This window comes from Pseudoalteromonas sp. TB41, assembly GCF_000497975.1.
Lineage (GTDB): Bacteria > Pseudomonadota > Gammaproteobacteria > Enterobacterales > Alteromonadaceae > Pseudoalteromonas > Pseudoalteromonas tetraodonis.
Genome location: NZ_AUTH01000120.1, coordinates 14,747 through 36,824, shown reverse-complemented (window position 1 = coordinate 36,824; position 22,078 = coordinate 14,747). Strand labels below are relative to the sequence as shown.

General features: G+C 40.8%; 20 protein-coding genes. 15 read left to right on the top strand and 5 right to left on the bottom strand.

Annotated features, from left to right (window positions below; all coding sequences use genetic code 11):
- Positions 1-13: 13 nt before the first annotated feature.
- From msbA to tcdA, 6 genes are read left to right on the top strand one after another with little or no spacing between them, the layout of a single operon-like run.
- Positions 14-1,759 (top strand): lipid A export permease/ATP-binding protein MsbA, encoded by a 1,746-nt coding sequence (msbA, locus tag L641_RS0121105; RefSeq protein WP_013465021.1) that lies wholly within the window; start codon positions 14-16, stop codon positions 1,757-1,759.
- The gene (lpxK, locus tag L641_RS0121100; RefSeq protein ID WP_024603044.1) at positions 1,756-2,736 is read left to right on the top strand and encodes a tetraacyldisaccharide 4'-kinase; all 981 of its coding nucleotides are present in this window, start codon (positions 1,756-1,758) and stop codon (positions 2,734-2,736) included. Before msbA ends, lpxK begins: the two co-directional genes overlap by 4 nt.
- Positions 2,726-2,923, top strand: a complete 198-nt coding sequence (locus tag L641_RS0121095) for a Trm112 family protein (RefSeq protein WP_008112074.1) — start codon at positions 2,726-2,728, stop codon at positions 2,921-2,923. The genes lpxK and L641_RS0121095 overlap by 11 nt, the downstream gene beginning before the upstream one ends.
- Complete coding sequence (gene kdsB / locus L641_RS0121090) at positions 2,911-3,675, top strand: 3-deoxy-manno-octulosonate cytidylyltransferase (protein ID WP_024603043.1); 765 nt, start codon at positions 2,911-2,913, stop codon at positions 3,673-3,675. Before L641_RS0121095 ends, kdsB begins: the two co-directional genes overlap by 13 nt.
- On the top strand, positions 3,668-4,348 hold the full coding sequence (locus tag L641_RS0121085) for a TIGR01621 family pseudouridine synthase (RefSeq protein ID WP_024603042.1): 681 nt from the start codon (positions 3,668-3,670) through the stop codon (positions 4,346-4,348). Before kdsB ends, L641_RS0121085 begins: the two co-directional genes overlap by 8 nt.
- On the top strand, positions 4,349-5,146 hold the full coding sequence (gene tcdA / locus L641_RS0121080; RefSeq protein WP_024603041.1) for a tRNA cyclic N6-threonylcarbamoyladenosine(37) synthase TcdA: 798 nt from the start codon (positions 4,349-4,351) through the stop codon (positions 5,144-5,146). It begins immediately after the preceding gene.
- Positions 5,147-5,182: 36 nt separating this feature from the next.
- Here the strand turns inward: tcdA and L641_RS0121075 are convergent, their stop codons facing one another.
- The 3 genes from L641_RS0121075 to L641_RS0121065 all read right to left on the bottom strand — a co-directional run bounded on the left by L641_RS0121075 (position 5,183) and on the right by L641_RS0121065 (position 8,236).
- Positions 5,183-5,599 carry a SufE family protein gene (locus L641_RS0121075; protein WP_024603040.1) on the bottom strand — a complete coding sequence of 139 codons (417 nt, stop codon included), beginning with the start codon at positions 5,597-5,599 and terminating at the stop codon, positions 5,183-5,185.
- A 12-nt stretch (positions 5,600-5,611) separates the two neighbouring features.
- Entirely contained in the window at positions 5,612-6,838 is a 1,227-nt protein-coding gene (locus tag L641_RS0121070) for a SufS family cysteine desulfurase (protein ID WP_024603039.1), read from the bottom strand.
- Positions 6,839-6,949: 111 nt separating this feature from the next.
- A complete protein-coding gene (locus L641_RS0121065; protein WP_013465014.1) occupies positions 6,950-8,236 on the bottom strand; it encodes a citrate synthase in 1,287 nt (428 codons plus the stop codon).
- Positions 8,237-8,642: 406 nt separating this feature from the next.
- On the opposite strand from L641_RS0121065, the gene sdhC reads away from it, so the two are divergent.
- From sdhC to sucD, 8 genes are all read left to right on the top strand, one after another.
- Entirely contained in the window at positions 8,643-9,020 is a 378-nt protein-coding gene (gene sdhC / locus L641_RS0121060; RefSeq protein ID WP_076916082.1) for a succinate dehydrogenase, cytochrome b556 subunit, read from the top strand.
- Positions 9,011-9,358 carry a succinate dehydrogenase, hydrophobic membrane anchor protein gene (sdhD, locus tag L641_RS0121055; RefSeq protein ID WP_013465012.1) on the top strand — a complete coding sequence of 116 codons (348 nt, stop codon included), beginning with the start codon at positions 9,011-9,013 and terminating at the stop codon, positions 9,356-9,358. The genes sdhC and sdhD overlap by 10 nt, the downstream gene beginning before the upstream one ends.
- Positions 9,359-11,131 carry a succinate dehydrogenase flavoprotein subunit gene (sdhA, locus tag L641_RS0121050; RefSeq protein WP_013465011.1) on the top strand — a complete coding sequence of 591 codons (1,773 nt, stop codon included), beginning with the start codon at positions 9,359-9,361 and terminating at the stop codon, positions 11,129-11,131.
- A gap of 10 nt (positions 11,132-11,141) precedes the next feature.
- Positions 11,142-11,858, top strand: a complete 717-nt coding sequence (locus L641_RS0121045; protein ID WP_008112091.1) for a succinate dehydrogenase iron-sulfur subunit — start codon at positions 11,142-11,144, stop codon at positions 11,856-11,858.
- Between the two features lie 87 nt (positions 11,859-11,945).
- Entirely contained in the window at positions 11,946-14,765 is a 2,820-nt protein-coding gene (gene sucA / locus L641_RS0121040) for a 2-oxoglutarate dehydrogenase E1 component (protein WP_024603038.1), read from the top strand.
- 3 nt (positions 14,766-14,768) lie between these two features.
- Positions 14,769-16,286: a 2-oxoglutarate dehydrogenase complex dihydrolipoyllysine-residue succinyltransferase gene (gene odhB / locus L641_RS0121035; RefSeq protein WP_024603037.1), complete on the top strand. Its 1,518-nt coding sequence runs from the start codon at positions 14,769-14,771 to the stop codon at positions 16,284-16,286.
- A gap of 176 nt (positions 16,287-16,462) precedes the next feature.
- Positions 16,463-17,629 carry an ADP-forming succinate--CoA ligase subunit beta gene (sucC, locus tag L641_RS0121030; protein ID WP_008464053.1) on the top strand — a complete coding sequence of 389 codons (1,167 nt, stop codon included), beginning with the start codon at positions 16,463-16,465 and terminating at the stop codon, positions 17,627-17,629.
- Entirely contained in the window at positions 17,629-18,501 is an 873-nt protein-coding gene (gene sucD / locus L641_RS0121025; RefSeq protein WP_024603036.1) for a succinate--CoA ligase subunit alpha, read from the top strand. The genes sucC and sucD overlap by 1 nt, the downstream gene beginning before the upstream one ends.
- Positions 18,502-18,578: 77 nt before the next feature.
- On the opposite strand, the gene L641_RS0121020 is transcribed toward sucD, so the two are convergent.
- Complete coding sequence (locus L641_RS0121020) at positions 18,579-19,649, bottom strand: DUF3083 family protein (protein WP_024603035.1); 1,071 nt, start codon at positions 19,647-19,649, stop codon at positions 18,579-18,581.
- 214 nt (positions 19,650-19,863) lie between these two features.
- Here L641_RS0121020 and glnS point away from each other — a divergent pair, with 214 nt between their 5' ends.
- Entirely contained in the window at positions 19,864-21,528 is a 1,665-nt protein-coding gene (gene glnS / locus L641_RS0121015; RefSeq protein WP_013465005.1) for a glutamine--tRNA ligase, read from the top strand.
- Between the two features lie 72 nt (positions 21,529-21,600).
- On the opposite strand, the gene fur is transcribed toward glnS, so the two are convergent.
- Complete coding sequence (fur, locus tag L641_RS0121010; RefSeq protein ID WP_013465004.1) at positions 21,601-22,044, bottom strand: ferric iron uptake transcriptional regulator; 444 nt, start codon at positions 22,042-22,044, stop codon at positions 21,601-21,603.
- Positions 22,045-22,078 lie beyond the last annotated feature (34 nt).

Sequence of the window (22,078 nt, the reverse complement as noted above, 5' to 3'; positions counted from 1 at the left end):
TTTAGAGAGTGTTATGGATCAAAGTACTACACAAATTTATAAACGGCTTGTTTCTTACGTTGGTGCCTATAAGTCGGTTGCCATCGTCGCAATTATTGGAATGATAGGTTATTCAGGTATGGATGCATTATTCATCCAACTGATGAAGCCGTTTATTGATGAAGGTTTAAATGAGCGTAATAGTCAGGTACTTACTTATGCGCCATTTGTGGTTATTGCGTTGGTGATCGGGCGTGGCGTATTTAATTTTATGTCATCGTACTGTTTAAGCTATGTTGGTTCGCAGGTAGTGCGTGCGCTTCGCCAAGAACTATTTGAGCATATATTACATTTGCCAGTATCGTTTCATGATAAAAACTCGACTGGCGACCTTATTTCAAAAATTACCTTTGATACAGAGCAAGTACAGCAAGCGATTACCAAAGCACTGCTTATTGTAGTTCGTGAAGGCGCTTTTGTGGTGTTTTTACTTGCAGTTATGTTTTATACCAGCTGGCAATTATCGTTAATCTTTTTAGTTATTATTCCATTAGTGGCTATTATAGTGGCGGTGGTATCTAAACGTTTTCGTCATATATCTAAAAATATTCAGTCTGCGATGGGTCAAGTTACCCGCAGCTCAGAGCAAATGCTCAGTGGTCACAAAGTGATCCACGGCTTTGGTGGTCAAACTCAAGAAATCGATCAATTTTCTAAAATTAATAATCATAATCGCCAGCAACGTATCAAAATGGATGCGACTAAGGCGTTAAGTGTCTCTATCATTCAAATTTTAGCCGCCAGTGCAATGGCCGTTATTTTATGGGTGGTGTCTATGCCCTCAATGATAGACAGTATTAGCTCTGGGGATTTTGTAGTGCTTATTTCTTCGATGATGATGTTACTACGTCCGTTAAAACAGCTTGCCAATGTGAATAGCGATTTACAACGCGGTATTTCAGCTGCGCAGAGTGTATTTTTAGTGCTAGATGAAGAAATAGAAAAGGACACAGGCACCTTATCGGTTGATAAAGTTAAAGGTCATATTGAGGTAAAAAATGTCACCTTTAAATACCCAACCAAAGACGAGCCGGTATTAAATAATTTGTCTATGACTATTAAAGCGGGCGAGAGCATTGCGCTTGTTGGCCGCTCAGGCTCGGGTAAATCCACCATATCAAATTTATTACCTCGCTATTATGATTTAGAAGCGCCCAGTGAAATATTACTGGATGGTATTGCTTTAAATGAATATAAGCTCACCGATTTACGTCGTCAATTTGCTTTAGTATCGCAGCAAGTGGTGCTTTTTAATGACACGATTGCAAATAATATTTGTTATGGCCTCCAACGCGATGTATCGATGGAAGAGCTTCATGCTGTGGCTAAACAAGCTCATGTGTGGGAGTTTGTTAAAGATTTACCGGAACAACTTAACACTATGGTTGGTGAGAATGGAGTGATGCTTTCAGGTGGTCAACGTCAACGTATCGCGATTGCTCGCGCAATATTAAAAGATGCACCAATTTTAATTTTAGATGAAGCGACCTCGGCGCTGGATACTGAATCAGAAAAACTCATTCAACATGCCCTCGATACATTAATGAAAGACAAAACGTCTATTGTAATTGCGCATAGGTTATCGACTATTGAAAATAGTGACCGCATTTATGTAATAGACAGTGGTCAAGTTATTGAAAGTGGTACCCATACAGATTTACTTGCTAACGATGGCACTTATTCTGCGTTATGCAAAATGCAGTTTGGTGAGCAAGGGTGAGTAAAATAGAGCAAAGCTGGTATAAACCTTTTAGCTTAATTACATTATTGCTATTACCACTGTCCGCTATTTTTGGCTGTATTTCTTTGCTGCGTAGATATTGCTATAAGTTCGGCATTTTTAAATCGTTTATCAGCAAAACACCGGTTATTGTGGTTGGTAATATAAGCGTTGGCGGTAATGGTAAAACCCCATTTGTATTATGGCTGCATGATCACTTAATCGCCCAAGGTTTATCTGTTGGTTTAATTAGTCGCGGCTATGGTGGGAAAGCAGCTCATTACCCATTATTAGTGACTGCTAATACGACTACTTTAGAGGCTGGGGATGAGCCGGTACTTTTATTTAACCGTTTACAATGTCCGTTAGTTGTGGGGCCAAATAGGCAGCACAATATAGAAAAGCTCAACGCAAACTTTAAGCTTGATGTGATCATTTCTGATGATGGCATGCAGCATTACAAAATGGCACGCAGCATAGAATGTTGTATTGTTGATAGCGAAAGAAAATTTGGTAATGGTTTGCTAATGCCCGCAGGGCCACTGCGCGAAACCGTCTCTCGATTAAAGAGCGTAGACGTAGTAATTGAAAATGGCTCTGAGGATGAGTTTAGTTATCGCTTGCAGCCATCGGTTATTAAACGCGTTGCCGATAACACGGATATAGCGACGCCTTTAAAGGCTGCGCATGCGGTGAGTGCTATTGGTAACCCAGGTCGTTTTGAGGCTTCACTGCAAGCACAGGGTATTAAATTACTGTCTACACATCATTTTCGCGATCATTATGCTTATAGCGCTGATGATTTCGCTCAATTTGGCGATGACTGTGTATTAATGACAGAAAAAGATGCGGTTAAATGCCGTGATTTTGCAAAACCTAATTGGTATTACCTGCCTGTTGATGCTCAACCAACAGCGGCGGTAATAAGTACATTAAATTTACTATTAAAAGAAAAAGGGATCCATCATGGCCTTTGATACGAAGTTACTCGAAATTATTGCTTGCCCCGTGTGTAAAGGTAAGTTGCGCTTTGATAAAGAAAACCAAGAGCTGATCAGTACAGCTGCAAAGCTTGCTTACCCGGTACGCGATGATATTCCGGTATTACTTGAAAATGAAGCCCGAGAATTGTCTCTTGAAGAGGTAGAAAAGTGGAATTCGTAGTTGTTATTCCTGCGCGTTACGCTTCTACTCGTTTGCCAGGTAAACCACTTGCTGATATTTGTGGCAAGCCAATGATCCAACATGTCTATGAAAAAGCGTGTTTGTCGGGAGCGAGTAAAGTGGTTATTGCCACCGATCATCAAAAAGTATTTGATGCGGCTAAACACTTTACCAATGATGTATTGATGACTCGAGAAGATCATCAATCAGGGACTGAACGGTTAGCAGAAGTCGTTGATTTATTAAATTTATCAGAAGATACTATCGTGGTTAATGTGCAGGGCGATGAACCATTATTATCCCCTGATAACGTGTCACAAGTGGCTACATTATTAGCGCAATCAACCGCGCCTATGGCAACCCTAAGTGTTGCCATTGAAGAGCGTGATGAGGTGTTTAACCCTAATGCGGTTAAAGTGGTCAGCGATATTAATAAAAATGCCTTATATTTTTCAAGAGCCAGCATTCCATTTGATAGAAGTGCTATGATGGCAGAGCAGCAACCACTTAATTTAGCGCCTTTTCAACGCCATGTGGGTATTTACGCGTATCGCGCAGGGTTTATAAAGCAATATATTCAATTATCGGTATCACCATTAGAAGTTTTAGAATCACTAGAGCAGCTAAGGGTGCTTTACCATGGCTATGCGATTAAAATAGAGCAAGCGCTGGTGACCCCTCATGCTGGGGTTGATACACCAGAGGATTTAGCTAAAGTCGTTGCGCATATTCAAAGTAAAGCGCGTGAATAAAGCAGATACGCCTGTGTTTAAGGTGCAATACACGCACGATGATTTTTATATTATAACTAAACCTGCAGGGCTTAATTTTCATTCAGAAGATAGCCCTGGTTTTGTGGTACTTGCTGAGCAACAACTAAACGAAAAATTGTTTGCGGTTTATCGTCTAGACAAAGTGACTTCAGGGCTGATCATATTAGCGCGGCATAAAGACGCTGCGGCAAAGTTTACCCAGATGTTTACTGAGCATACTATAAATAAATTTTATTTAGCTGTAAGTGATTCTAAGCCTAAAAAAAAGCAAGGTTGGGTTAAAGGAGACATGGCGAAGTCACGTCGGGGTACTTTTAAATTATTAAACTCGCAAATAAATCCCGCTATAACGCGGTTTTATTCATTTAGTTTTAAAAGTGGTTTTAGAGCTTACCTATTAAAACCCTATTCGGGTAAAACCCATCAGCTCAGAGTTGCTTTAAAGAGTTTGGGTGCCCCCATAATGGGTGATGCAAGTTATGCAGGCAGCCCTGCAGAGCGTACCTATTTACATGCATTTGCGCTGGATTTTTTATGGAAAGGGCAAAAAATACAACATACCCTGTTGCCAGAATCTGGTGAAGAGTATGCGCAATTGATTAAACATCAAGATTTTAATTCTTGGCAAACGCCGTGGAAACTGGATTGGTAAATGAGTGAACAAGTAACTGATATCCGCTTTGGTGGTATTAAACGTCTGTATGGTCAACAGCAATTTGAGTGGTTACAGCAAGCACATTTTTGTGTTGTGGGTATTGGTGGTGTAGGCAGTTGGACTGCTGAAGCACTAGCGCGTACCGGCGTAGGTAAAATCACCTTAATTGATTTAGATGATATTTGTGCAACTAATGTAAATCGTCAAATTCATGCCTTAACAGGCACAATAGGGGAAGCTAAAGTTGAGGCGATGAAAACTCGCTGCAAGCTTATCAACCCTGAGTGTGTGGTGAATGTGATTGATGACTTTATTAGCCTTGATAATATTCAAGAACATATTCAAGGTTTTGATTATGTAATAGATTGTATTGATGCGGTTAAAGAAAAAGCGGCGTTAATAGCTCACTGTAAACGTAATAAAATGCCTATAATTACAACTGGCGGTGCAGGTGGTCAAACCGATCCGAGTCAAATTACCTTTGGCGATGTGGCAAAAACCACTCAAGATCCATTACTTGCAAAAGTGCGTTACATTTTGCGTAAACAATATAATTTCAGTTCAAACCCAAAACGTAAATTTAATATTGACTGTGTATATTCCACTGAACAGCTTGTTTACCCAGGTAGTGACGGCAGTGTGTGTCATGCGAAGCAAAATGCTGATGGCAGTATGAACATGGATTGTAATAATGGCTTTGGCTCAGTGACGATGATCACCGGTAGTTTTGGTTTTTTTGTTGCCGCTAAAGCGGTTCGAAAATACTTAGACAAGCGTGCGCGTCTAAATACTTAGATAAAGTGTTTTGGTTTAATAGTATTTAAAAAGCGCTTAAAGCGCTTTTTGTTTGGCCATGGTTTGTATTGTTTCAACCATGGCTTTTACTCCATTACCCCTAGACGCACTCAAATGACTGATTAAGCCAAGCTTTTCAAATTCATCATAAGCATTTACTGCTAACACTTCTTCGGGTGTTAAACCGTTATACAGGGCTAAAATTAACGCCAATAAGCCTTTTACTATGCGAGTATCAGAGTCACCAATTACAACCAGTGCATTCTCGGTTAAGTCAAACTCGACAAACATCCATACTTTACTCTCACAGCCTGGCACTAACGCATCATCTGTTTTTAATATATCGGCTAAAGGTGGCAGCGTTTTACCGAGTAACATAATTTCACGGTACTTTTGTTGCCAGCTACTACTGCTTTGAATACTTTTAGTTACGAGTTGATATGTGTGTGTCATTATTTATCCAAATTAGTCTAATAAAGCAATGCATTCTTTGAGTGCGGCAATAAATTGGTCTACATCTTTAGTCGTATTATAAAAAGCAAAACTCGCTCTCAGTGAACCATTTAGGTTTAAATGACTCATTAAAGGTTGGGTACAATGATGACCACTTCGTACAGCAATACCATAGCCGTCAAGTAAAGTTGACAGATCATAAGGATGTTCATTTTTATAATTAAAGCAAAGTGTGCCAATATTCGATTTGAGGTCGCTGTAGATAATAATACCGTCTATTTTGCTCAATGCGTTCGCTGCATAAATAAACAACTGCTGTTCATAATGCTGTAATGTTTGCAGATCAAGCGCCATTAAATACTCAAGTGCAGCGCCAAAACCTAAAACACCGGCTATATTTGGCGTTCCTGCTTCAAATTTAGCCGGTGCATTACGATAAGTACTGTGCGTTAAGGTTACTTTTTCAATCATTTCACCGCCTGTTTGATAAGGCGATAGTGCATTAAGGGCTGTATAACGGCCATATAAACCGCCTAGCCCTGTTGGCCCCACCATTTTATGAGCAGAAAACACGTAAAAATCACAATCGAGCTTTTTTAAATTCGGTCTTAAATGCAGCGCCCCTTGTGCGCCATCGACTAAGGTTAGCGCGCCTACCGCCTTAGCTGAGGCTATTAAGGGGACTAAATCAGTAATATTGCCTAGCGCATTAGAAGCGTGAGTAATAGCCAGTAGTGCAGGGTTGGTGCGCTTAATCACTTCACAACACTGTGCTATATCAAACGTAGCATCTGCGTTAAGTGGTAAAGTTTTTAATGTTGCCCCGGTTTGCGCTGCCAGTTCTTGCCACGGCACGATATTAGCGTGGTGTTCGATTGGGCTAATTAAAATAGTGTCAGCAGCTGTTAATGTATTTCTTAAGCCATGAGCAACTAAGTTAATCGCTTCAGTGGCACCTTTGGTCCAGACAATTTCGCTACTGGTTACTTGAAAATAATCGGCAACGCGTTGACGTACTTGCTCATAAGCCGCTGTAGCTTGTTCACTCAGCGTATGACGTCCGCGGTGAACATTTGCATTCTGTAAGGTGTAAAACTCTGTGGTAGCGTCAATCACGCATTGTGGTTTTTGTGTTGTTGCTGCTGAGTCTAAATAAACCAAAGGGTAGCCATTGATTGTCTGATTTAGAGTAGGAAAGTCATTACGGATTTTTTTAGGATCAAACGAGGACACAGACATAGGCTCATAAAGTTAATCAAGTGGGCAGGAATTGTAATCTGTTTAAGATAATTCTCAAGTAGCAGGTAATAAAAAAGGCCGCAGAGGCGGCCTTTTAAACTAACTTAATGCTTAGCGCTTGTCAGTTGCTTTATAATCACGGTGTGTTTCACCTGTGTAAAGCTGACGTGGACGGCTGATCTTATGACCAGGTTGAGAAAGCATCTCGTCCCAGTGTGAGATCCAACCTACAGTACGTGCCATTGCAAAGATTACAGTGAACATGCTGGTAGGGATGCCGATTGCTTTTAAGATAATACCTGAGTAGAAATCTACATTAGGGTAAAGTTTCTTCTCAACAAAGTACGGGTCTTCAAGTGCAATTTGCTCTAGTTTCATTGCGATATCAAGTAATGGATCTTGAATGTTTAGCTCTGCTAACACTTCATGACATGTTTGACGCATTACTGTTGCACGAGGATCGAAGTTTTTGTAAACACGGTGTCCAAAGCCCATAAGACGGAACGGGTCCGCTTTATCTTTTGCTTTTGCTACGTATTCGTCAATGCGATCAACTGAGCCAATTTCTTCTAACATGTTTAAACATGCTTCGTTAGCACCGCCGTGAGCAGGGCCCCAAAGTGATGCAATACCCGCAGCAATACATGCATAAGGGTTAGCACCAGAAGAACCTGCTAAACGTACTGTAGAGGTTGATGCGTTTTGCTCATGGTCAGCATGAAGCATGAAGATTTTATCCATTGCTTTAGCTGTGACAGGGTTTACTTTGTATTCTTCAGCAGGTACAGAGAACATCATGTGTAAGAAGTTTTCTGCATAGCTTAAGTCATTGCGTGGGTATACAAATGGTTGACCGATGTTTGTTTTGTACGCCATTGCTGCAATTGTTGGTAACTTAGCAACTAATTTAATAGCGCTTGTTTTACGTTGAACTGCATCAGTGATATCCAGATCTTCATGGTAGAAAGAAGATAAAGCACCAACCACACCACATAGCATCGCCATAGGGTGAGCGTCAAAACGGAAACCTTGGAAGAAGTTTGCGATTTTTTCATCTAGCATAGTGCTACGAGTGATTTTTGTAGCGAAATCATCGTATTGCTCTTTAGTTGGTAACTCACCATTTAATAGTAAGTAGCATAACTCAACGTAGTTAGAGCTTTCTGCTAACTGTTCGATTGGGTAACCACGGTGTAATAAAACACCCTTGCCACCATCGATGTAAGTGATGGTAGATTCACAAGAACCAGTCGACATGAAACCTGGGTCATAAGTAAAGTGACCATGTGAGCCGAGTGTACGTACGTCAATTACATCTTGGCCAGCAGTACCTTGATAAATTGGAAGTTCGATTGGATCTAGCCCATCAATATGGACCGTGGCTTTCTTATCTGCCATCTATGTATCTCCTATTAAGATAACTATTCTGATTTTTATATTCTAAAATCTATTCTAAGCACATCTTTACATTTTAACGTGAAAGAGGGGTATAAAGTCAATTTTTATAAGTATTATGCACATATGTATAATAAATATTCGGTATAGATTGAATATTATACCATTGGCTAATTCGCAAACGACTCAAAGTAAACAAGAATTGTAAAAGAGTCTCCGGCTATATATACTAACGGAGGTTTTTAACCAATTTGTATTTGGGTAAACTTTTTTTTACATAATAATTTTCATAAAAAGTGAACTTTATTAGTATCAATACGTTTATTTTGATAGTTCCACCAGAAACATTTGGTGGGTTTTAGAAAAACAAGTAGATGAGCCCCACTGCGGGCAAGATGGGCAAGTAACTGTGAAAAAGCAAAGACCTGTAAATCTAGATCTAACAACTATATCTATGCCGGCAACGGCTAAAGCTTCAATTTTTCACCGCGTCACCGGTGTTGCATTATTTTTTGCTTTAACGTTTGTCATTTGGGCTTGGTCAGAGTCTCTTTCTTCAGCTGAAGGTTTTGAATTCGTCAAGAGTCTGTTTAACGGATTCATTGCCAAATTTATAGCTTGGGGCACCCTTTCTGTATTGGGTTATCACCTTATCGGTGGTATCCGTCACATTATTATGGATATGGGGCATTGGGAAGAACTTGAATCAGGCAATACTAGCGCTAAAATTGCGATGGCACTTGGCGTTGTGTTTGCTGTATTGGCAGGGGTGTGGATATGGTCTTAAATCAAGCAACTCTTAAACGTGATGGCGTACAAGATTTTGTATCTTTACGCACAACGGCATTAATAATCAGCGCGTATGCAATCTTTATTATTGGCTATTTTTTAGCAATGCCAGAAGTCACATATGAAGCCTGGACAGGCCTATTCTCAAACCTAGCAATGAAAGGGGCAACGTTAATCACCCTAGTTTGCATTATGGTTCATACCCGTATCGGCCTTTGGCAGGTTCTTACCGACTATGTAAAGAACGCTAAATTGCGTGCTTTTTTAGGCTTTGTACTAAACCTAATGGCTGTTGCTTACGTAGCTGTGGGTTTAATCGTTTTATGGGGTGTTTAAGTGAAATATTCTGTTCGTGAATTTGACGCCGTAGTAATTGGTGCCGGTGGTGCAGGTATGCGCGCTGCCCTTGCTATTACTGAATCTGGCAAAACATGTGCGCTAATCTCTAAAGTTTTCCCGACACGCTCACACACTGTATCTGCTCAAGGCGGTATTACAGTCGCGTTAGGTAACTCGCATGAAGATAACTGGGAATGGCATATGTATGATACCGTGAAAGGTTCCGATTTTATCGGTGACCAAGACGCTATCGAATACATGTGTCAAACTGGCCCAGAAGCTATTACTGAATTAGAAAACATGGGCTTACCATTTTCGCGTTTTGAAAATGGCCGTGTTTACCAACGTCCTTTCGGTGGTCAATCGAAAAACTTTGGTGGTGAACAGGCTGCGCGTACTGCAGCAGCAGCTGACCGTACGGGTCATGCATTATTACACCTTCTTTATCAACAAAACGTTAAAAACAAAACCAATGTATTCTCAGAATGGTATGCACTTGATTTAGTTAAAAACGATAATGGCGATGTAGTAGGCTGTACAGCGATTGAAATTGAAACAGGTGAAATCACCTTCTTCAAATCAAAAGCAGTTGTGTTAGCGACAGGTGGTGCAGGTCGTATTTTCGCATCAACAACCAATGCTCACATTAATACCGGTGACGGTGTTGGTATGGCTGCACGTGCTGGTATTTCTATGCAAGACATGGAAATGTGGCAGTTCCACCCGACAGGTATAGCTGGCGCTGGTACGCTAGTAACTGAAGGTTGTCGTGGTGAAGGTGGTTATCTTTTAAATAAAGATGGCGAACGCTTCATGGAACGTTACGCACCAAATGCTAAAGATTTAGCGTCTCGTGACGTTGTTGCTCGTTCAATGATGACAGAAATTCGTGAAGGTCGTGGTTGTGATGGTCCTTGGGGTCCTCACCTTAAGTTGAAACTTGACCACTTAGGCGAAGAAACGCTTAACTTACGTCTTCCAGGTGTATGTGATCTTGCTAAAACATTTGCTCACGTTGACCCTGCAAAAGAACCGATTCCAGTTATCCCAACATGTCACTACATGATGGGTGGTGTGCCAACAAACGTAAATGGTCAAGTACTTAATATCGATGCTGCTGGCAACGAAAAAGTAGTACAAGGTTTATTTGCTGTTGGTGAGATTGCCTGTGTATCTGTACATGGTGCTAACCGCTTAGGTGGTAACTCATTACTTGATTTAGTTGTATTTGGCCGTGCAGCAGGTAACTTCTTAGGTAAATACCTAAATGACGTTGAAATTTCTAAAGCGGCTTCAGAGTCTGACTTAGAAGCGTCTCTTGCGCGCTTTAACCGTTGGGAAAACTCAACAGCTGGTCAAGGCGAAGACCCAGTTCAAATCAAGAAAGACCTACAACAATGTATGCAGCTTAACTTCTCGGTATTCCGTGAAGGTGACTCAATGGCTACAGGTCTTACTGAACTTAAAGAAATCCGTGAACGTTTACAGCACGCGCGTCTTGATGACAAATCATCAGACTTTAACACCATGCGTATTGAATGTTTAGAACTAGACAACTTAATGGAAACAGCTTACTCAACTGCAGTAGCTGCAAACTTCCGTACTGAAAGCCGTGGCGCACACTCTCGCTTTGACTTCCCAGATCGTGATGACGAAAACTGGTTATGTCACTCAGTATTTAATCCGGTAACGGATGAAATGAGCAAGCGTAAAGTAAACTACGAGCCTAAAACACGTGAAGCTTTCCCACCTAAAGCACGTACCTACTAGGAGCGAGACGATGGCACAAGTACAATTTTCAGTTTATCGTTACAATCCGGATGTTGATAACGCACCTCGTATGCAAGATTACACTTTGCAAACTGAGGAAGGCCAAGACATGATGGTATTGGATGCACTTTTACTATTAAAAGAGCAAGATCCTACACTATCGTTTCGTCGTTCATGCCGTGAAGGCGTGTGTGGTTCAGACGGCGTAAACATGAATGGTAAGAACGGTTTAGCATGTATTACTCCTTTATCTACGCTGCAAAAAAATGGCAAAGGTAAAATCGTAGTACGTCCATTACCTGGACTTCCTGTTGTTCGAGACCTTGTTATTGACATGAGTCAGTTCTACACTCAATACGAAAAAGTAAAACCGTATCTAATTAATGATGAGCCTGCTGCAGGTGAACGTCTTCAATCTATCGAAGAACGTGATAAATTAGATGGGCTTTACGAGTGTATTTTATGTGCATGTTGTTCTACATCGTGTCCTTCTTTCTGGTGGAATCCAGATAAGTTTATAGGTCCAGCAGGCCTTCTTCATGCTTACCGTTTCTTAGCTGATAGCCGAGACACAGCAACAGAAGAGCGTTTAGCTGACTTAGACGATGCATTCAGTGTGTTCCGTTGCCACAGTATCATGAACTGTGTTAGCGTTTGTCCTAAGGGTCTTAATCCGACCAAAGCAATTGGACAAATAAAATCTATGTTATTAAACCGCTCGGTTTAATTTCTAGTAGACGAAAGATGGCTAATAATTTATTAGCCATCTTGTTATATAACTATTAATTTCTGCGCTAAAAAAAAGGGCTTATAAATGCACGAAGGTGTGATGAAGGCATGGCTAGAATCTTCACATTTAAACGGCGGTAACGTTGCTTATGTTGAAGAGCTTTATGAAGCGTATTTAGACGATGCGACTTCGGTGCCAGAAGAATGGCGAGAAGTGTTCGAACAGTTACCAAAAGTAGATGGTGTGGATGTTGAAGTAAAACATTCAGAAGTTCGTTCACAATTTGCGGCGCTTGCTAAAAACAAGCATAGAGAAGTAGTGGTAGCAGAGGGCAGTGGTGGCGACCTTAAACAGGTTAAAGTACTGCAACTTATTAATGCTTTCCGTTTTCGTGGACACCAAAATGCAAACCTAGATCCACTAGGTATTTGGCAACGAGAACGTGTACGAGATTTAGAGCTAGAGTACCACGACTTATCGGATGCTGACTTTGACCGCGAATTTAACGTAGGATCGTTTGCCGTTGGCCGCGATACTATGCCTTTAGGTGAGTTATACCAAGCACTAAAAACCACTTACTGTGGTTCTATTGGCGCCGAGTATATGCACATCACATCAACAGAAGAAAAGCGTTGGTTACAACAGCGTTTAGAGTCTGTTCAGTCTAGGCCAAAATTTGATAAAAATGAAAAGCTACGAATCCTCAAGGGATTAACAGCGGCTGATGGTCTTGAAAAATATTTAGGGGCTAAGTTCCCGGGTGCTAAGCGTTTCTCACTTGAAGGTGGCGATGCGTTAGTGCCTATGTTAAAAGAGCTTATTCACCGTGCCGGTGAAAGTGGCCAAAAAGAAGCCGTTATTGGTATGGCCCACCGTGGTCGCTTAAATGTTCTCGTTAATGTGCTAGGCAAAAATCCATCAGAACTTTTTGATGAGTTTGCTGGCAAGCACAAAGAAACGTTAAGCTCAGGTGATGTTAAATACCACATGGGTTATTCATCAGATTTCGCGACTAAAGGTGGCAACGTGCACATGGCACTTGCGTTTAACCCGTCGCATTTAGAAATCGTAAATCCGGTGGTTATGGGCTCTGTGCGTGCACGTCTTGATCGTCTAAATGACAAAACAGGCAGCAAAGCACTTCCAATCACTATCCACGGCGACTCAGCAATTGCAGGTCAGGGTGTTGTTCAAGAAACGTTTAACTTATCGCAAACTAATGCATTTAGTTGTGGCGGTAGTATCCGTATTGTTGTTAATAACCAAGTTGGTTTTACAACAAGTAAAAAAGACGATGTACGCTCAACTGATTACTGTACTGATATCGCAAAAATGGTTCAATCGCCAATTTTCCACGTAAACTCTGACGATCCTGAAGCGGTTGCTTTTGTAACGCAACTCGCGCTTGATTTTAGAAATCAGTTTAAACGTGACGTTGTGATTGACCTTGTTTGTTACCGTCGCCATGGTCATAACGAAGCTGATGAGCCTAACGCTACACAGCCAATTATGTACCAAAAAATTAAAAAACACCCAGTACCTCGTTTAATCTACGCGGATCAGCTGATTTCTGAAGGTTCTTTCACAGAAGATGAAGTGAAAGCGCTTGCTGATGATTACCGTAATGGTTTAGACGATGGCAACTGTGTTGTTGAAGAAATACAGCCAGAAACATCACACTCTTCAGATTGGGCTAAGTATGTAGGCCATGAATGGAGTGTTGATTACGATGCTAGCGTTTCGGTAGAAAAGCTTAAAGAACTTGGTAACATAGTTGCAAGTTACCCAGAAGAGTACAAAGCACAATCTCGTGTTAAAAAAATATACGATGATCGTAAAGCAATGGCTGCTGGCGAAAAACCACTTGATTGGGGTATGGCAGAAACTTTAGCGTATGCAACTATTGCAGCTGAAGGCACTGATATTCGTCTAACTGGACAAGATTCAGGTCGTGGTACCTTCTTCCACCGTCATGCGGTTGTTCATAGTCAAAAAGATGGTGCAACGTATTTACCATTACAGAACCTTAGTGAAGATCAAGGTACGTTTGAAGTGTTCGACTCAGTACTGTCTGAAGAAGCGGTATTAGCATTTGAATATGGTTATGCAACTGCAGAGCCGACCTCATTAGTATTGTGGGAAGCACAATTTGGTGATTTCGCTAATGGTGCACAGGTGGTATTTGACCAGTTCTTAAGTTCAGGTGAGCAAAAGTGGGGTCGCTTATGTGGCTTAACGTGTTTGTTACCTCATGGCTATGAAGGTCAGGGTCCAGAGCACAGCTCAGCTCGTCTAGAACGCTTTTTACAGCTTTGTGCTGATCACAACATGCAAGTATGTGTGCCATCAACACCGGCGCAAGTGTACGCAATGTTACGTCGTCAATCAGTTAGACCACTGCGTCGTCCACTGATTGTAATGACACCTAAATCATTGCTACGTCATCCACTTGCAACGTCATCGCTAGAAGAGCTTTCTGAGGGGGTATTCCACAACATCATTGATGAAATTGATGAGATTGATGCTAAGAAAGTAGAACGTGTTGTATTTTGTAGCGGCAAAGTTTACTACGAACTATTACAAGAGCGTCGTAAACTTGAGCAAGACAATATTGCAATTGTTCGTGTTGAGCAGCTTTACCCGTTCCCACATGACGAAATGAAAGCAATTATTGAACGTTACCAACACGTTACTGATTTTGTGTGGTGTCAGGAAGAGCCGCAAAACCAAGGCGCTTGGTACTGTTCACAACATCACTTTGTTGATGCAATTCCACAAGGTGCAAAATTGAAATATGCAGGCCGTAAGGCATCAGCATCTCCTGCATGTGGATATATGTCAGTACATACTAAAGAACAACAAGCGCTCGTTGCCGACGCGCTTACTATAGAAAAGAAAGGATAAGCAATGAGCACAGAAATTAAAGTTCCTGTTCTTCCTGAGTCGGTTGCAGATGCTTCCGTTGCTACATGGCATGTAAGTGTTGGCGACAAAGTAAGCCGTGACCAAAACTTAGTAGACATTGAAACAGACAAAGTGGTTTTAGAAGTGGTTGCACAAAATGACGGTGTGATCACTGAAATTTCACAAGAAGAAGGTGCTACGGTACTTGGTGACCAAGTGATCGGTTTAATTGGTGATGCGCAAGAAGCATCACCAAGTAAAGAGCCAAAAGAAGATAGCTCAGCATCAGAAAAATCAGAAGACGCGCCGGCGGCGCAATCAGCACCAGCATCAGAAGGTAAAGAAGTGGATATTAAAGTACCTGTACTTCCAGAATCAGTTGCAGATGCAACAATTGCTACTTGGCATGTTCAACCAGGTGACGCGGTAACACGCGACCAAAACTTGGTTGATATTGAAACAGATAAAGTTGTACTTGAAGTGGTTGCCCAAGAAGACGGCGTTATGGGTGAAATCATTCATGACGAAGGCGATACTGTTCTTGGTGAGCAAGTAATTGGTAAAGTAAAAGCAGGCGCTGCACCCGCTAAATCTGACGCTAAAGCGGATGCACCAGCAGCCAAAGAAGAAAGCTCAAGCGAGGGTTCAGATGTGTTAACGCCATCAGTTCGTCGTTTAATTGCTGAGAAAGGCCTTGATGCATCAAAAATCAAAGGTTCAGGCAAAAATGGTCGTGTGACTAAAGAAGATGTTGATCAATTCTTAAAATCACCTGCGCCAGCGGCAAAAGCTGAAGCAGCGCCAGCAGCACCTATGGGTGACCGTACACAAAAACGTGTGCCTATGACACGTTTACGTAAAACAATTGCGAATCGTCTTCTTGAAGCGAAAAACTCTACTGCAATGTTAACTACATTTAACGAAGTTAACATGAAGCCAATCATGGATCTTCGTAAGCAGTACCAAGAAGTATTTGAAAAGCGCCACGGTATCCGTTTAGGTTTCATGTCTTTCTACGTGAAAGCAGTGACTGAAGCGTTAAAGCGTTTCCCAGATGTAAATGCATCAATTGATGGCGATGATATTGTTTACCACAACTATTTCGACATCAGCATTGCTGTTTCTACACCTCGTGGCTTAGTAACACCTGTACTTAAAGACTGTGACAAGCTATCTGTTGCAGAAATCGAAAAGGGTATTCGTGAGCTAGCGCTTAAAGGTCGTGATGGTAAGCTAACACTTGACGATATGACCGGCGGTAACTTCACTATCACCAACGGTGGTGTATTTGGTTCGTTACTATCTACTCCAATTATTAACTTACCGCAGTCTTCAATTTTGGGTATGCACAAAATCCAAGATCGTCCAATGGCTGTAAACGGTAAAGTTGAAATCTTACCTATGATGTACTTAGCGTTATCTTACGATCACCGCCAAATCGATGGTAAAGAATCAGTTGGTTTCTTAGTAACAATTAAAGAGTTACTTGAAGATCCAACACGTTTACTGCTGGATGTTTAATTAAGTAGTATGAAATATAAGCTGTGAGTTAAAATCACAGCTTTTTTTTTGTGCCTATGGTCATACTGGGGTTTTCATGTAGCGCCATGAGATCTATACTAGGCACGCAATTTGGGATAGTTGTTTATTTGCATAAATATTCAACTCTTTTAATATAAAAAATTGGATAAAGCATCATGAATTTGCATGAGTATCAGGCAAAACAACTTTTTGCCGAATATGGTTTACCAGTTTCTCAAGGTTTCGCTTGCGATACACCTGAAGAAGCTGCAGCAGCTGCTGAAAAGATTGGCGGCGATATGTGGGTTGTTAAAACTCAGGTTCACGCAGGTGGACGTGGTAAAGCTGGCGGTGTAAAGCTAGTTAAAACTATCGACGAAGTTAAAGCGTTTGCAGCTAACTGGTTAGGTAAAAACCTAGTTACTTACCAAACAGACGAGAAAGGCCAGCCAGTTGCTAAAATTTTAGTAGAAAGCTGTACTGACATCGCTAACGAACTGTACCTAGGTGCTGTTGTTGACCGTGCTTCTCGTAAAGTTGTGTTCATGGCGTCTACTGAAGGCGGCGTTGAAATTGAAACTGTTGCTGAAGAAACACCAGAACTTATCCACAAAGCTGAGATCGATCCATTAGTAGGTCCTCAAGCTTACCAAGCACGTGAGCTTGGTTTTAAATTGGGTCTTAACCCAACGCAAATGAAACAGTTTGTTAAGATCTTCATGGGTCTTGGTAATATGTTCAACGATTTCGATTTCGCATTACTTGAAATCAACCCGCTAGTAATCACAGATGAAGGTAACCTTCACTGTCTAGATGGTAAAATCGGTATCGATGGTAATGCACTTTACCGTCAACCTAAAATCCGTGAAATGCACGATCCATCTCAAGAAGATGCGCGTGAAGCTCACGCAGCAAGCTTCGAGCTTAACTATGTAGCCCTTGATGGTAACGTAGGTTGTATGGTTAACGGTGCAGGCCTAGCAATGGGTACTATGGACATCGTAAACCTACACGGTGGCAAGCCAGCTAACTTCCTAGATGTTGGTGGCGGCGCAACGAAAGAACGTGTATCTGAAGCATTCAAAATTATCCTTTCAGATGACAACGTTAAAGCTGTTTTAGTTAACATCTTCGGCGGTATCGTTCGTTGTGACATGATTGCAGAAGGCATCATTGGCGCAGTTAAAGAAGTAGGTGTAACAGTACCAGTAGTTGTACGTTTAGAAGGTACTAATGCTGAACTAGGTCGTGAAGTACTTGCTAAGTCTGATCTAAACATCATCGCTGCTGAATCATTAACAGACGCGGCTGAAAAAGTTGTTGCTGCTGCGGAGGGCAAATAATGTCTGTATTAATCAATAAAGATACAAAAGTTATCTGTCAAGGTTTCACTGGTGGTCAAGGTACTTTCCACTCAGAGCAAGCGCTTGAGTACGGTACACAAATGGTTGGTGGTGTAAGCCCAGGTAAAGGCGGTCAAACGCACCTTGGTCTTCCAGTATTTAACACAGTACGTGACGCTGTAGAAGCAACTGGCGCAACTGCATCAGTTATCTACGTACCAGCACCTTTTTGTAAAGATGCAATCTTAGAAGCAATCGATGCGGGCATCGAGCTAATTGTTTGTATTACTGAAGGTATTCCTACACTTGATATGGTTGACGTTAAAGTTAAACTAGATCAAACAGGTACACGTATGATCGGTCCTAACTGTCCAGGTGTTATCACTCCTGGTGAGACTAAGATTGGTATCATGCCTGGTCACATCCACAAGCCTGGTAAAGTAGGTATTGTTTCACGCTCTGGTACTTTAACGTACGAAGCAGTTAAACAAACTACAGATGCTGGTTTTGGTCAGTCTACGTGTGTTGGTATTGGTGGCGACCCAATCCCAGGTACTAACTTTATCGACGTTTTAGAAATGTTCGAAAAAGACGACCAAACTGAAGCAATCGTAATGATTGGTGAAATTGGTGGTACTGCAGAAGAAGAAGCTGCAGAGTACATCAAAGCTAACGTAACTAAACCTGTTGTTTCTTACATTGCTGGTGTTACTGCACCAGAAGGTAAGCGTATGGGTCACGCTGGCGCAATCATCGCAGGCGGTAAAGGTACTGCTGATGAGAAATTTGCTGCATTAGAAGCTGCGGGCGTAAAAACTGTACGTTCACTGGCTGATATCGGTAAAGCACTTAAAGAAAAAACAGGCTGGTAATCAGCGGTTATTCTTTAAAAAAGGCTCGCAATTGCGAGCCTTTTTTTATGTATGGCTAGAGCGTATTGCCCTTAATCTTAAAACGGGTAACTAATATGTTGAAAAAATCGCAGAGATAAATCTTGGCGCTGCTTATTAATAGCTAATTCATCACAGAATGCATGAACGGTTTTCTCTACTTGGTTCATAAAGCGACCATAGCCAATCTCATGTTTGTTATGTGCGGCGGCAACAATCACAAAATGTAGCGTCTCTACGAGTTTATTTTCATCAAAAAATACTTTTATTTGCGGCGCTGAATCTTCTATATCAAAACTAATTTTTTGTAACTCACCATTTCCCTCATTTCTATCTACTTCACTATTACGAATTATTGGCATTGCCCCATTGGCAACCATCGCTGCATGGGTGAGTTTATTATCTTCACAAAGTTGAGTAAATAACTGCAAAAAGTGGTTATAAAACGGTTTATAAGTATGGCTATTAATTTGTGTTTGAAATTGCGTTTTAATATTACGTGACACGGGAATAGAGAAGGTGACGTAAGTCATTTCAGCATGGCTACTAGGTATTGCGCATTGTCTGGATTGATAGCGAGGGTACAAACTTCTTAGTTTATAACCATAGCTTTCTTTATTACCTTTTTCTTTAGCGAATAAATCATAGGTTAAATGTTGATGATCGCGTAGCTTAAAGCTTGGCTGGTCTAAGAATAACTGATCTTGTAAATGACTCAATACTTTTTGTACATTGGTATGAAATTGCGCTGAGTGGGCACGTATATCTTCACCAGTAGCTAAAAACAATAGGCGTATTTTTTTACTTTGCTGATTTTCTGTGTGATGTAGTTTATGTGCTTCATGGTAACGAGGGTTATAAAAAAACAACATTTGCTTATCGGTTTCAAGTTGGTAAGACTCATCATGAAATCTCACCACGGGGAGTTTATCATTTGCGAGTAAATGGACATTATGCAGTTCATATTCATCACATGATGCAAATAACTGACGCGCAATTCGTTCATAGCAAGCATTAATATTACTAAAGTTTTTATAAAAATCTTCATTAGGTGTAATTTCAGCTAATAAGTAATGATTTGCACGTGCATTACTTGGAATATATATGCGGTGTTGATTTAATGAGGCCATCTTCGTTCCTTTAAGTTGGGGTTATTCGTTTACTATAAATCGCTTTAATGACTTTAATATTGCGCTAAAACAAATTTTGCTCATAAACTATCCCTTATCTAACAAACTTTGGTAATAACTGCATAAACCCGCATCTATTACTGTATGTTAAGGTTGGTTTTTGTAATAATGCAGTAGTTTTGTTATCACGCAATATACAGAGGTTTATAATCCTATGGCGGAAATCGAGAATCGCCCAAATAACTTTATTAGAACCCGAATTGATGAAGATTTAGCAAGTGGAAAACATGCCACAACGCATACCCGTTTTCCACCTGAACCTAATGGCTTTTTACATATTGGCCATGCAAAATCAATTTGCCTAAATTTTGGTATCGCCAAAGACTATAACGGTTTATGTAACCTTCGTTTTGACGATACAAACCCAGAAAAAGAAGATATTAACTACGTTAATTCAATTAAAGAAGACGTACAGTGGTTAGGGTTTAATTGGGATGGTGAGATTAAGTATTCGTCAAACTATTTTGATCTACTTTATGGTTATGCGGTAGAGCTTATTAATAAAGGCTTAGCGTATGTTTGTTTCTTAACTGCAGATCAAGCTCGCGAATACCGTGGTACATTAAAAGAGCCTGGTAAAAACAGCCCATACCGCGAAACATCACCTGAAGAAAACCTCGCATTATTTGAAAAAATGCGTAACGGTGAATTTAAAGAAGGTGAATGTGTCCTTCGCGCTAAAATAGATATGGCCAGCTCATTTATGGTGCTGCGCGATCCAATTATATACCGTATACGTTTTGCTAATCATCATCAAACAGCGGATAAGTGGTGCATTTACCCAATGTACGACTTCACGCATTGTATTTCTGATGCACTTGAAGGCATTACTCATTCATTATGTACGCTAGAGTTCCAAGATAACCGTCGTTTATATGACTGGGTATTGGATAACATCAGCCTTGAATGTCACCCGCAACAAATTGAGTTTTCACGTTTAAACCTTGAATACACAATTATGTCAAAGCGTAAGCTTAATGACTTAGTGGTTAATAAGCACGTAGAAGGGTGGGATGATCCGCGTATGCCAACCATTGCGGGTCTGCGCCGTCGTGGTTATACACCGGCATCTGTTCGTGAATTTTGTCAGCGTATCGGTATTACCAAGCAAGAAAACATGGTTGAAATGGGTATGCTTGAAGCGTGTATCCGTGATGACTTAAACGAAAATGCTCCGCGTGCAATGGCTGTACTTGATCCAGTGAAAATTGTGATTGAGAATTATGAAGCCGATAAAGTAGAAACGCTTTCTGTGGCTAATCACCCAAATAAAGAAGAAATGGGTCGCCGTGAAGTGCCTTTCACGCGTGAAATTTTTATCGAACGCGAAGATTTCCGTGAAGAAGCGAACAATAAGTTTAAACGTTTAGTGCTTGATAAAGAAGTACGCTTACGTGGTGCTTATGTGATTAAGGCAGAGCGTGTTGAAAAAGACGACAATGGTGAAATTACCACTATTTACTGTACTTACGATCCTGAAACATTGGGTAAAAATCCAAGCGATGGTCGTAAAGTAAAAGGGGTTATTCATTGGGTATCTGCGCCTGAGTCAGTGACAGCTGAAGTACGTTTATATGACCGTTTATTCAGTGTGCCTAACCCTGCAGCCGCAGAGGACTTTGAAAGCACGTTAAACCCAGACTCATTAGTGGTTATTTCTAATGCTAAACTTGAACCTTCATTGGCTAATTCTGTACCTGCACAAGGTTTTCAGTTTGAGCGTACCGGTTATTTCTCACGTGATACTAAATCAGAAAACCTGGTATTTAACCAAACGGTTGGCTTACGTGATTCGTGGGCTAAAATAGAGCACAAATAATACTGCTCTATTTTTTAGTTATAAAAAAACCTGCTTAATCGCAGGTTTTTTTTTATTAAACTAAATAGGCTTTTAACTATTGCTTTGCGCAAACGCTTTACACGCGTCTTTATCTTCACATTCGCCATATAGGTAAAGAGAATGATTGGTCAGCTTAATACCGTTTTCTTCAGCTATTTCAAGTTGACGACGTTCAATTAAATCATCTTCAAACTCAACAACCTTGCCACATTTTAAACACACTAAGTGGTCATGGTGAGTGCTGCCAGAAAGTTCAAATACTGACTTACCGCCTTCAAAGTGGTGACGGCTTACAATTCCTGCATCATCAAATTGGTTTAAAACACGGTAAACAGTCGCAAGACCAATTTCTTCGCCTAGATCTAATAAAACCTTGTAAACATCTTCAGCGCTTATGTGTTGGTTATCTGGAGATTGAAGAATCTCTAAAATTTTAATACGCGGTAAAGTTACCTTTAGCCCGGCTTTTTTAAGTTCCAAGTTATGATCAGTCATTAAATCTGTCTCAATTTTATTTAGTTATACTAGA